12 protein-coding genes and 1 pseudogene are annotated in these 11,646 nt (G+C 72.2%); 5 read left to right on the plus strand and 8 right to left on the minus strand.

Annotated elements, in window-relative coordinates; translation table 11 throughout:
* Nucleotides 1–124: 124 nt before the first annotated feature.
* The 3 genes from ispG to dxr are packed head-to-tail and all read right to left on the minus strand — an operon-like array spanning nt 125 to nt 3,765.
* Entirely contained in the window at nt 125–1,297 is a 1,173-nt protein-coding gene (gene ispG / locus ACL02O_RS05750) for a flavodoxin-dependent (E)-4-hydroxy-3-methylbut-2-enyl-diphosphate synthase (protein ID WP_302767651.1), read from the minus strand.
* 9 nt (nt 1,298–1,306) lie between these two features.
* Nucleotides 1,307–2,554 (minus strand): M50 family metallopeptidase, encoded by a 1,248-nt coding sequence (locus tag ACL02O_RS05755; protein WP_412816887.1) that lies wholly within the window; start codon nt 2,552–2,554, stop codon nt 1,307–1,309.
* Nucleotides 2,554–3,765, minus strand: a complete 1,212-nt coding sequence (gene dxr, locus ACL02O_RS05760) for a 1-deoxy-D-xylulose-5-phosphate reductoisomerase (RefSeq protein ID WP_412816888.1) — start codon at nt 3,763–3,765, stop codon at nt 2,554–2,556. Before dxr ends, ACL02O_RS05755 begins: the two co-directional genes overlap by 1 nt.
* A 17-nt stretch (nt 3,766–3,782) precedes the next feature.
* Between dxr and ACL02O_RS05765 the strand changes: the two genes are divergently transcribed.
* Both ACL02O_RS05765 and ACL02O_RS05770 read left to right on the plus strand, forming a co-directional pair.
* Nucleotides 3,783–4,025 (plus strand): hypothetical protein, encoded by a 243-nt coding sequence (locus ACL02O_RS05765; RefSeq protein WP_412816889.1) that lies wholly within the window; start codon nt 3,783–3,785, stop codon nt 4,023–4,025.
* Nucleotides 4,022–4,633, plus strand: coding sequence for a tyrosine-protein phosphatase (locus ACL02O_RS05770; RefSeq protein WP_412816890.1), 612 nt, complete (start codon nt 4,022–4,024; stop codon nt 4,631–4,633). The genes ACL02O_RS05765 and ACL02O_RS05770 overlap by 4 nt, the downstream gene beginning before the upstream one ends.
* Nucleotides 4,634–4,779: 146 nt before the next feature.
* On the opposite strand, the gene ACL02O_RS05775 is transcribed toward ACL02O_RS05770, so the two are convergent.
* Both ACL02O_RS05775 and ACL02O_RS05780 read right to left on the minus strand, forming a co-directional pair.
* The gene (locus tag ACL02O_RS05775; protein ID WP_412816891.1) at nt 4,780–5,301 is read right to left on the minus strand and encodes a YcxB family protein; all 522 of its coding nucleotides are present in this window, start codon (nt 5,299–5,301) and stop codon (nt 4,780–4,782) included.
* Nucleotides 5,302–5,847 carry a GNAT family N-acetyltransferase gene (locus ACL02O_RS05780; protein ID WP_412816892.1) on the minus strand — a complete coding sequence of 182 codons (546 nt, stop codon included), beginning with the start codon at nt 5,845–5,847 and terminating at the stop codon, nt 5,302–5,304.
* Between the two features lie 51 nt (nt 5,848–5,898).
* On the opposite strand from ACL02O_RS05780, the gene ACL02O_RS05785 reads away from it, so the two are divergent.
* Both ACL02O_RS05785 and ACL02O_RS05790 read left to right on the plus strand, forming a co-directional pair.
* On the plus strand, nt 5,899–6,741 hold the full coding sequence (locus ACL02O_RS05785) for a YhjD/YihY/BrkB family envelope integrity protein (protein WP_412816893.1): 843 nt from the start codon (nt 5,899–5,901) through the stop codon (nt 6,739–6,741).
* 47 nt (nt 6,742–6,788) lie between these two features.
* A complete protein-coding gene (locus ACL02O_RS05790) occupies nt 6,789–8,390 on the plus strand; it encodes a phytoene desaturase family protein (RefSeq protein WP_412816894.1) in 1,602 nt (533 codons plus the stop codon).
* A 6-nt stretch (nt 8,391–8,396) separates the two neighbouring features.
* On the opposite strand, the gene ACL02O_RS05795 is transcribed toward ACL02O_RS05790, so the two are convergent.
* A complete protein-coding gene (locus tag ACL02O_RS05795) occupies nt 8,397–9,035 on the minus strand; it encodes a TMEM175 family protein (protein WP_412816895.1) in 639 nt (212 codons plus the stop codon).
* A gap of 124 nt (nt 9,036–9,159) precedes the next feature.
* Nucleotides 9,160–10,749: a Rieske 2Fe-2S domain-containing protein gene (locus ACL02O_RS05800; RefSeq protein ID WP_412816896.1), complete on the minus strand. Its 1,590-nt coding sequence runs from the start codon at nt 10,747–10,749 to the stop codon at nt 9,160–9,162.
* Nucleotides 10,750–10,985: 236 nt separating this feature from the next.
* Between ACL02O_RS05800 and ACL02O_RS05805 the strand changes: the two genes are divergently transcribed.
* On the plus strand, nt 10,986–11,210 hold the full coding sequence (locus ACL02O_RS05805; RefSeq protein ID WP_412816897.1) for a DUF2631 domain-containing protein: 225 nt from the start codon (nt 10,986–10,988) through the stop codon (nt 11,208–11,210).
* A 78-nt stretch (nt 11,211–11,288) separates the two neighbouring features.
* Here the strand turns inward: ACL02O_RS05805 and ACL02O_RS05810 are convergent.
* Nucleotides 11,289–11,646: pseudogene (locus ACL02O_RS05810) on the minus strand (DivIVA domain-containing protein); the annotation flags it as partial.

Raw genomic sequence — 11,646 nt, forward strand, 5'->3', positions numbered from 1 at the left:
CACCCGCCCCGGGCTACGCCCGCCGGGCCTGATACACGGAAAGAGTGGCCATTCCACGTGGAATGGCCACTCTTTCCGTGTACTTGCGCGCTGGGTGCGCGGCGCGGGGCGGGGCGGGGGCGGGTCAGTGCACGGTGACGGTGGCGCCCGGGACCAGGTCGCGGAGTTCCTCGGGGATCTCCGCGCCCATCTCGTCGGCGAGGCGGAGCGCCTCCTCGATCAGCGTCTCCACGATCTGGCCCTCGGGGACGGTCTTGATGACCTGGCCCTTCACGAAGATCTGGCCCTTGCCGTTGCCGGAGGCGACGCCCAGATCGGCCTCCCGGGCCTCGCCCGGACCGTTCACCACGCAGCCCATCACCGCGACCCGCAGCGGCACCGGCAGGCCCTCCAGTCCGGCGGTGACCTCCTCGGCCAGCTTGTAGACGTCCACCTGGGCCCGACCGCAGGACGGGCAGGAGACGATCTCCAGGCCCCGCTCGCGCAGGCCCAGCGACTCCAGGATCGCGGCGCCGACCTTGATCTCCTCGACCGGCGGGGCGGAGAGGGAGACCCGGATGGTGTCGCCGATCCCCTCGGCCAGCAGCGCGCCGAACGCGACCGCCGACTTGATGGTGCCCTGGAACGCCGGACCGGCCTCGGTGACACCCAGGTGCAGCGGGTAGTCGCACTTCTCGGCGAGCTGCCGGTACGCCCGGATCATCACCACCGGGTCGTTGTGCTTCACCGAGATCTTGATGTCCCGGAAGCCGTGCTCCTCGAACAGCGAGCACTCCCAGAGCGCCGACTCGACCAGCGCCTCCGCGGTGGCCTTGCCGTACTTGGCGAGCAGCCGCTTGTCCAGCGAGCCGGCGTTCACGCCGATCCGGATCGGCACGCCCGCGTCGCCGGCGGCCTTCGCGATCTCCTTGACCTTGTCGTCGAACTGCCGGATATTGCCCGGGTTCACCCGGACCGCCGCGCAGCCCGCGTCGATCGCGGCGAAGACGTACTTCGGCTGGAAGTGGATGTCGGCGATCACCGGGATCTGCGACTTCTTCGCGATCGCCGGCAGTGCCTCGACGTCGTCCTGCGACGGCACGGCCACCCGGACGATCTGGCAGCCGGAGGCGGTGAGCTCGGCGATCTGCTGGAGCGTGGCGTTGACGTCGGCGGTCAGCGTGGTGGTCATGGACTGCACGGAGACCGGCGCGCCCCCACCGACCGGCACCGAGCCGACCATGATCTGGCGGCTGGCCCGGCGCGGGGCGAGCGGCGGCGGCGGTACGGGCGGCATACCGAGACTGACAGCGGTCACTTCAGGCACTCACCTTGAGAAGAGCGTGATCGGGTTGACGACGTCCGCGGTGACGGTCAGCAGCGTGAACGCGCCACCGATGAGGATCACCGCGTACGTGATGGGCATGAGCTTGAGGTAGTCGACGCGCCCGGGGTCGGGACGGCCGATCCGGGCGTACACCCAGGAGCGGGCCCGCTCGAACCAGGCGATGGCGATGTGGCCGCCGTCCAGCGGCAGCAACGGCAGCAGGTTGAACACGCCGATGAAGAAGTTCAGGTTGACGAAGAGCATGAAGAACACGAACCAGGCGTTGTTCGCCACCGCCTCGCCACCGAGCCGGCTGGCGCCGACCACGCTGATCGGGGTGTCCGCGTCCCGCTCGCCACCGGTGATCGCGGTCCACAGGGCGGGCACCTTCTGCGGGATCCGCTGCAGGGCGTGCACCGTGCCCACCGCCATCTGGCCGGTGAAGTCGCCGGTGGCCTTGACGGCACCGACGGGGCCGTACTGGACGATCCGCGGGGTGCTCGGCGCGAGCGCGACGCCCAGCGCGGAGACGGCAGAGGTGGCGCCCTTCGGGTCGCCCAGCGGCGGGCGCTGCACGGCGGCCAGGTCGACGGTGGCGGTGCCCGGCTGGCCGTCACGGACGTACTCGACGGTGGCCGGGCCCGGCTTGGTGGCGCGGACCACGTCGAGCATCTCACCCCAGGTGGAGATCGGCTTGCCGTCGACCGCGGTGACCCGGTCGCCGTCCTTGAGCTGGGCCTGCGCGGCCGGGCTGGCCGGGTCCCCGGCCTGGCAGGCGCGGGCGGCGTTCTCCACCACCACGCACGGGGCCAGGGCGATCACCGCCGGCTCGGCCTTGAAGCCCTCCTCGGTGGTCGGGAACTTCGGGTTGGGCAGGCCGACGGAGACCGCCATCACCCACAGCGCACCCAGGGCCAGGGCGAAGTGGGTGATGGACCCCGCGGACATCACGATCGTCCGCTTCCACACCGGGTACCGCCACATGGCGCGCGGCTCGTCGGCGGGGTCGACGTCGTCGTCCTGCGGGGTCATCCCGACGATCTTGCAGAAGCCGCCGAGCGGGATGCCCTTCACGCCGTACTCGGTCTCGCCCCGCTTGAACGACCAGAGGGTCGGGCCGAATCCGACGAAGTAGCGGGTGACCTTCATCCCGAAGCCCTTGGCGGTGAGCATGTGCCCCGCCTCGTGCAGGCTCACCGAGATGAGGATCGCCAGGGCGAAGAGCACCACCCCGAGCAGGTAAACCATCAGGCTCCTTCCACCGACCCGACGATGATCTCCTGGGCGTGCGCCCGTGCCCACGACTCGGCGGCGAGCACGTCCTCGACGGTACCTGGTTCGTCGAAGTCGGGAGCGTCCTCCAGCACCCGCCGGAGGGTGTCGACGATGCCGAGGAAGGGCAGCCGCCCGGCGACGAAGGCCGCCACGCACTCCTCGTTCGCCGCGTTGTAGATCGCCGGCCGGCACCGCCCGGCCTCGCCGGCCGCCTTGGCCAGGGCGACCGCCGGAAAGGCGGCGTCGTCGAGCGGGAAGAACTCCCAGGTGTGCGCCCTGGTCCAGTCGACGGCGGTGGCGGCGCCGGGGACCCGGTCCGGCCAGCCGATGCCGAGCGCGATCGGCAGCCGCATGTCCGGCGGGCTGGCCTGGGCGAGGGTGGACCCGTCGGTGAACTCCACCATCGAGTGGATCACCGACTGCGGGTGGACCATCACCTCGATGTCGGCGTACGGCAGGTCGAACAGCTCGTGCGCCTCAATCACCTCCAGCGCCTTGTTGACCATGGTGGCGGAGTTGATGGTGACGACCGGGCCCATGCTCCAGGTCGGGTGGGCGAGGGCCTGCTCGGGGGTGACCTGGGTCAGCTCGTCGCGCCGCCGGCCCCGGAACGGTCCACCGCTGGCGGTGACCACGAGCCGGCGGACCTCGCCCCGGGTGCCGCCGCGCAGGCACTGCGCCAACGCCGAGTGCTCGGAGTCGACCGGCACGATCTGCCCCGGCCGTTTGACGGCGGCCTTGACCAGCGGGCCGCCGGCCACCAGCGACTCCTTGTTGGCCAGCGCGAGGGTACGTCCGGCGCGCAGCGCGGCCAGGGTCGGCGCCAGCCCGAGCGAGCCGACCACGCCGTTGAGCACCACGTCGCACGGCCACCCGGCCAGCTCGGTCATCGCATCCGGCCCGGCCACGATCTTGGGCAGCTTGAAGTCGCCGGTGGCCCAGCCGCGCCGGCCCGCCTCGGTGTAGAAGGCCAGCTGGAGATCCTGGGCGGCGGACGCCTTCGCCACGCCGACCACCTCGACGCCCAGCTCCAGGGCCTGCGCGGCGAGCAGCTCGACGTTGCCGCCGCCGGCGCCGAGGGCCACCACCCGGAACCGGTCCGGGTTGCGCTTGACGATGTCGATGGCCTGGGTACCGATCGAGCCGGTCGAACCGAGCAGCACGAGGTCGCGGGGAGACGTCACCCGGCCATTCTTCCCCAATGCTCCTGAACGCCCGCTGGGAGCCTCACTTTCCGCTGTCCGACTCCCCCGGCCGGGGCCTCCTCGCCCAGCAGCACGCCCGGGTCGATGGCGGACTCGAACGGCTGCCCCGCTCCGACCTGCTCGCACCCGGTGCCCGCCACCGCAGCGCCGGGAACCCGGGGCAGCGCCGCGCGCGTACCAGCCGGCAGAATCACCCCGGCCGGGGCACGTCGTCACCGGCCCGGGAGGCGCGCTCGTGAATTTGCACTGGCCGGACTGCCGCAACGCCCGCGACGTGGGCGGCACCCGCACCGCCGACGGCGGCCGTATCCGATCCGGAGCGCTGCTGCGCTCGGACGGCCACGACCTGCTGACCCCCGCCGCCGTCCAGATGGTGCGGGACGACGGGGTGAGCCGGGTCGTCGACCTGCGCTGGGCCCGGGAGTGCGAGCAGCGGCCCAGTCCCTTCGCGGGTACCGACCTCTACCGCCACGCCCCGCTGCTCAACGACGTGCTGGGCTACGTGCCGCCGCCCGACTCGTACGCCCCGATGCTGGACCACAACCGGGCGCGGATAGCCGCGGCCTTCCAGGTGGTGGTCGAGGCGCCACCGGGCGGTGTCGTCGTGCACTGCCACGCCGGCAAGGACCGCACCGGCGTGCTCGTCGCGCTTCTGCTCGCGGTGGCGGGTGTCGGACCGGACCCGATCGCGGACGACTACGCGGCCACGGAAGGCTGCGCCCGCGAGACGATGCTCAACACCCTCGCCCATCTCGACCGGCGCTACGGCGGGGCGGCGGGCTACCTGGGCGGGGCAGGCGTCGCGCCGGGCCTGGTGCGGGCGGCGCGGGCCCGGCTGGTGGCGTGACCGGACGCCCGGCACGGGCGAGACCGGCCGGGTACCTCCTCCGGTCCATCGGCTGGACGCGGCCCTGGCCCTCCCCCAGCAGAAACCACCTGAAATCGACATGCCTCCGCGGCATGTCGATGCCGGGGAGGCAGGTCCGTCTCAGCTCATTGCCCCGTCGCCGGAGCGCCGACGCGTCGCGCGGCCTCCTCCGGTCGCCCCTTCAACAGGCCGCGAGCGTGCAGGAACGCGAGCAGCTCGGCCCGCCGGGCGGCGTCCAGGCCGTCGACCCGGGCGGGGAGCACCATGTACCGGCCGACCCGGAAGATCAGATGGGCGGGGACCGCCTCCACCCGCTCCACGGCCGCCCAGCGGACCAGGCAGTCCGTCATCTCGCTGTCGTAGCGCACCCCCTCGTCGCTGACCGTCCAGGCGATCGGGAGTCCGTAGAGCTTCCAGTTGACCGTGACGGTACGGCGGTCGGCCCACCAGGCGATCAGGGCGATCACGATCGCGCCGGCACCGAAGATCACGCCCCCGGCCGGCTCGCCGCCGCCCAGCGCGAGCAGAGCCACCAGGAGCATCAGCGCGGCGACGGCCCAGCAGAAGATCAGCAGCGGACGAAAGGCCCGGCGCAGCGCGGCGCCGAGCAGCTTGCGGTCCGGCTGCGCCGTGAAGTTGACGAACATTCAGCCATCCGCCTTCAGCACGAAGGTCTCCAGGTCGACGCCGCCGTACCAGTCGGTGCGGACGCCCAGGTGGGTCATGCCGAGCCGGCGCGCGACCGCCATCGAGGCACCGTTGCCGGCCATCACCACCGCGTAGACCTGCGGGGTGCCGGCGGCGAACTCGCGGTCCAGCACCGCCCGGGCGGCCTCGGTGGCGTAGCCGCGGCCCTGGGAGTCGGGGTGCAGGTGCCAGCCGACCTCGATGTCGTCGGTGGCGGTCACCCCGTCCCGCCCGGGCAGCGGCTTCAACAGGACGCTGCCGGCCGACCGGCCGGCGTCCCGCGGCTCGATCGCCCAGATCCCCCAGCGGCCGGCGTACGGCGCGTACCGGTCCCGCCAGGCGCGTACCCGCTCCAGCGCCTCGGCCGGGTCGGTCATCCGTCCCTTGCCGCCGCCCAGCCAGCGCATCACCTCGTCCCGCGAGTAGATGTCGTAGACGCGGGCCAGGTCCTCCGGCGTCTCGGTCCAGTCCCGCACCAGCAGACGGTCGGTCGAGGCGATCTTCATGCCGCCGGATCGTAATGCGTGCCGCCGTGCCGCGCGGGGAAGGAGATGCCGATGGGCGCGGGGTGGCAGCGGACGAAGCGGATCGCCGGCGCGGCGCTGCGGCCGGTTCGGGGCCGGGACCTGTCCCTGCACGCCGCCGCGATCACCTTCTACGGCGCGATCGCGGTGGTGCCGGTGGCCCTGCTGGCGATCTGGCTCACCGGGCTGGTCGCCGGGGACGACCACGTCCGCCGGCTCACCTCGTACGCCATCGACACCCTGCCCACCGAGATCGGCGCCAACCGCGCGGCGGCCGCACTGGTCGAGGCCGGCCTGCGGCTGACCCCGCTGCTCGCGCTGGCCTCGCTGCTGCCGGCGTCGCTGTACGGGGAAGGGCTGCGCCGGGCCTTCGTCTCGGTCGCCGAGCCGCGCGGCGAGGCCGGCGCGCTGGTCGGCTGGCGGGGCCGGCTGCTGCTGCTCCCGCTGCTCGCCCCGGCCCCCGTGCTGCTGCTGTCGATCCTGCTGGGGCTGCCGCTGACCACCCGGCTGGTCCGGCAGGGCGGCTGGATCGCGGCGCTGGGCGTGGTGCTGTCGTTCCTGGCGGTGTGGCTGGTGCTCACCCCGGTGCTGATGTGGGTGTTCCGGGTGGTCGGCCCGGCCTCCCCGGACTGGCTGGCCACGCTCGGCATGGGCTCGTTCACCGCCGCGAACCTCTCCGGGTTCCTGCACGGTTTCGTGCTGTTCTGCTCCCTGCCGCTGCGGCTGGGCGTGCCGTTCGGCGGGTTCACCGAGGTCGGCGCCGGCGTGGCGGTGCTCCTCTGGCTCTACCTGTTCCACGTGATCGTCCTCGCCGGCTACTCCGCCACCCTGGCCATGAGTCGGTGGCGCGCCACCCGCGCCGCCGCCCGCAACTGAGCCGACACCCTCCCGCCGGGGACGCACCCGCACTAGGCTGCGCGGGCATGAGCGATGCGAGTGAGCTGCCGGGCCGCGCCGACGTCGTCGTGGTCGGCTCCGGGCACAACGGGCTGGTTTCGGCGATCCTGCTGGCCCGGGCCGGACTGGACGTGCTGGTGCTGGAAGCGGCCGAGGTGATCGGCGGCGCCACCCGGACGGAGAACCCCTTCCCCAAGGTGCCGGGGCTGCGGCACTCCACCGGCTCGTACCTGCTCGGGCTGATGCCGCCGGAACTGCTCGCCACGCTGGACGTCAAGATCCCGGTGCTGCGCCGCGACCCGCACTACTTCCTGCCCACCCCGGGCGGGCTCGGCTCGCCGTACCTGCTCTTCGGCAGCGACACCGCGGCCACCCGGCGGCAGCTCGCCGACTTCTTCTCGCCGGAGGACGTGGCGGCCGACGACGCCCTCCAGGCCGAGCTGGCCCACCTTCGGGCGGACCTGGCCCCGGCCTGGCTGGCCGAGCCGCTGCCCGTGGAGGAGACCGCCGAGCGGTACGTCCGCCCCGCCCTGCGGCAGGTCTTCGTCGACCTGGTCCGCGGCTCGGTCGCCGACTACCTGGCCCGGTTCGACTTCCGCTCCGAGCTGCTGGTCAGCATGTACGCGGTCACCGACGGCCTCTCCGGCCTCAACGCCGGCCCGGACGACCCGGGCACCGGACACAACTTCCTGGTGCACAACATGTGCCGGCTGCCCGGGTCGGGCGGCACCTGGATGATCGCCCAGGGCGGCATGGGCACCGTCTCACGGACCTTCGCCGAGGCCGCCCGCGCCGCCGGGGCCCGCATCCTGACCGGTACGCCGGTCACCGCGATCACCCTCGACCGGGGCGCGGCGTCCGGAGTGGTGCTGGCCGACGGCCGGGAGGTGGCCGCCTCCGTGGTGCTCGGCGCCTGCGACCCGTACCGGCTGATCGAGCTGCTGCCCGACGGCGCGCTCCCGGCGGGCCTCGGCGACCGGATGGCGGCGGTCCGCCGGCCCGGCACCACGCTCAAGCTCAACCTGGCGCTGACCGGGCTGCCCCGGTTCTCCTGCCTGCCGGCGGACGCGCCGAGCCCGTTCGGCTCCACCATCCACCTGCTGCCCGGCTCGGCCTCCCTGGTCGGTGCCGGCGGCGAGTCGCCGATGGCCGCGCTGCGGGAGATGTGGGCGGACGTTCAGGCCGGGCGGCTGCCGGCGGAGCCGACCATCGAGTGGTACCTGCACACCACCGTCGACCCGTCGCTGTCCGACGACGCCGGGCACCACTCCTCCGCGCTGTTCGTCCAGTCGGTCCCGTACGAGCTGGCCGGCACGACCTGGGAGGCGGCGCTGCCCGGCTACGTGGAGCAGCTGGTGGCGATCTGCGAGCGGTACGCCCCGGGCACCGGCGACCTGATCGCCGACGCGGTGCCGCTGACCCCGCCCGGCATCGAGGCGCACTTCGGCATCACCGGCGGGCACATCCACCACGTCGACAACACCGTCTCGTTCGCCGACCGGATGCCGTACGCCACCGGCGTCGACGGCGTGTACGCGGGCAGCGCCGGCTGCCACCCGGCGGGCAGCGTGATCGGCGCCGCCGGCCACAACGCCGCCCAGCGCATCCTCGCCGACCTGGGGCGGTGACCCCCCTCACCGCGACTCGGCGGCCTCCTGCCCGGCGGGCGGGAGGTCGCCGGGGCCGCGGATGAGATAGAGCCCCACCAGCAGCAGGTAGGACAGCAGGCTGAGGATCGGGTCGATGAAGACCATGGCGAAGGCGACCAGGTAGAGCAGCGGGCCGAGGAGGAACCGGCGGGCCACCGCCTTCGCCAGCCGGGGATCGAGGTCCGGGTGGAGCAGGATGCGCCGGCGCGCCCACCACCAGCTCAGGTTGAAGAAGAGCGCCTCGCCGAGGACGGTGCCGACGTAGATCGCGGCGGAGATCTGCTGGTCCGCCTCGGTGCCCCGGAGATGGTCCGAGAGCTGGTTGGCGGCGAACGGGATGGCCGCCACGAACATCAGCAGCATCAGGTTCAGCACCAGCAGCAACTGGTCGACCCGGACCACGTACCGCCACATGTTGTGGTGGGTCAGCCAGACCTGACCCACGATGGCGAAGGTGATCACGTAAGCCAGGTAGGCGCGCCACTCGTGCCCGAGCCTCGACGCCAGGTCCGCGTCCCTCGGACCGTCCGGGCTGAACTGGAGCAGCTCCACCGCCATCAGGGTCGCCACGATGGCGATCACGGCATCGCTGAACGCCTCCACCCGGGCCGGATCCCGGGCCATCTCGCTGCTCCGCCGGAACCGGTACCCCGGCTCCCGGTCCGCCTCCGCCACCCCACCCCCCGCCCCGCCGGATCCGCCGACCCGATCTTCGCCCGGCGGGGGTGACGTGCGTGGCGAAACCGCCTTAGCTGACCGCCTCGCCGGCCGGGGCCGGGGTGTCCGCGTCCGCCCGGTGGGCGCGGATCTTGTGGCCGACGCTGGTCAGGCAGCGGCCGCTGGCGAGGTCGAACCTCCAGCCGTGCAGCTGGCAGGTGAGCTGGTCACCCTCGACGATGCCGAACCGGCTCAGGTCCGCCTTCAGGTGCGGGCAGCGGCGCTGCACCACCCAACCGTCCAGCGTGATGTCCTCGGCGTCGACCGCCCGCTCGTGCTCGTCGTACCAGCCCTCGGCGTACTGGAGGCGCTCCTCCGACAGGCACTTGAAGAAGGCGTAGACGAACTCGTTGTACTGGCCGATCCGGGCCGCGGAGAATCGGCAGGAGAGGAAGAGCGAGTTGACCCAGTCCACCTCGCCGATGTGCAGCAGGTGCTCGACCAGCGCCCGCTCGGTGCGGAACCGGTAGCGAACCTTCTCGTCCGCGTACTGCCGGACCTCCTTGCCCGGGAAGTCGACCACGATCGACTCGATCGTTTCCCCGCCTGAGTCGTCAGTGCCGACCAGGTCGAACCGGACCGGGCCACCGACGCCCTTGGCCAGGTAGATCGACTCGTCCAGCAGCGGCTCGATGCGGCGCTTCATCTCGCCGAGCACGTCCACCTCGGGGTGCCGCCAGGACGCCTTCTCCGCCTCGATGACCGGGCGCTTGCGCTCCCGCATCTCCTCCAGGTGGGCCACCTTGTCGGCGAAGAACTCCTCGACCGGCATCGGGTGGGTGGTGGTCGTACCCTCGGTGGTGATCTCCGCGACGCTGCCCGGCAGCAGCACGATGCCGTTGGTGCCGCCGACCTTCGCGTACTCCGTCAGGAAGACCGACTGGTCGGGGAAGATGTTCCCCTCGTCGCCGAAGATGTCGTTGAACTGCCACAGCTCGTCGTCGAGGAAGCACGGCGGGCCGGCGATCGGGAAGACGCTGTCCGCCTTCAGGTCGTCGATGTAGCGCCAGGTGCGGTCGAACTGCCGCTCCCGCTTCTGCTTGCCGAACGCGGTCTTCGCCGCCTGGGGCAGCTCGTAGACCATCGGGTACCAGATCGCGCCGGAGAACTGCAGCATGTGCGCGTGCACGTGGCCCAGTTCGGCGAAGACGGTCAGGTCGGTCGGGCGGGCGTCGTTCTGGTTGAGCAGCCGCACCCCGTCGTACTCCACCCACAGCGAGGAGTCGCCGATCGGGCCGTCGGTCGGGCTGGTCAGCGCCTGGATCATGATCTTCAGGCCGCCGGGCAGCTCCACGACCTGCTCGTTCGGCGCCTTGAGGAACTTGGTGAAGCCCAACTCCCGCAGCTCGTCCTTCATCTCCGAGGTGGGGAACTCGGGGAGCAGGACGGTGGCATCCTTCGAGACGAAGTCCCGCAGGTGCTTCGCGTCGAAGTGGTCCCGGTGCAGGTGCGACACATACAGGTAGTCGACCTGGCCCAGGGCCTCCCAGTCGAGCTGGGAGTTGTCCGGGAAGGGGAACCAGGAGGCGAAGTAGGCGGGATTGACCCACGGGTCGCACAGGATGCTGCCGGCGGCCGTGTCGATCCGCATGCTGGCATGTCCCGTACCGGTCACTCGCACCGCAGTCCCCCTCAAAAAGGCAATCAGGCGTACGTCAAGACGCTACCGGAGGCAGTGTGATCGTCGTTCCGCGACGCCGGTAGTGCCCTTCCGTCCCGTCGAGGACGGGACCAACGACCCGGGCGCCGCGCGCGCACTTCCCTTCCGGAGGGCGCGATCAGGGCGGACCCCGCACCGGGCCCGCCACGGGGCGTGCCAGACTAACCGGAGATCCGATCGCGAGGGAAGGACCGACAGTGGCAGGAAGCGAGCCGGTAACCGCGCCAGATCAGCACAAGCCCGGACACCGCAAGTCCGGACGGATCGGGGCGGTGCTGTCGGCGGTGGTATTGGTGGTCATGGCGATCTGCGGCAACCACGAGGGCAAGGTCGAGGACATCTGGCTGATCGGGATCGCCGCGCTGCTGCTGGCCATCGTCATCGGCGACACGGTGCTGCGCCGCAACGGCCTGCGGTCCTGACCCCCGGTCACACCGACCAGCACATACGAGGGCCCGCCCCCGGCCGGGGGCGGGCCCTCGTCGTCACTTCCGGTCGGCTCAGCGGCCCAGCAGGATGTCCTGCACGTCCTTGAGCGCGCCGTCGACCTCGGCCTCGAAGTAACCGCCGGGCACCAGCCCGAAGCGCAGCGTGTCCAGGTCCTTCGGGTTGACCGGCATCGGGTTGCGGCCCTGCATGCCGCCGAGCAGGGTCTCGAAGAACCGGTCCACCTGGTCCGGGTCGTAGCCGCTGCCGAAGCGACGCACCTGGAAGCTGCGCCGGATCTGGTCGACCCGGTAGAGGTCGCTGCCGGGTGGACCGGCCATCGGCGGACCCACCATCGGGGGGCCGCCGACCGGCGGGCCGGCCATCGGCGGCGGACCGGACATGCCGGGGCCAGGGCCGTAACCCTGCTCC

This window comes from Micromonospora mangrovicola, from assembly GCF_047200535.1.
GTDB lineage: Bacteria > Actinomycetota > Actinomycetes > Mycobacteriales > Micromonosporaceae > Micromonospora.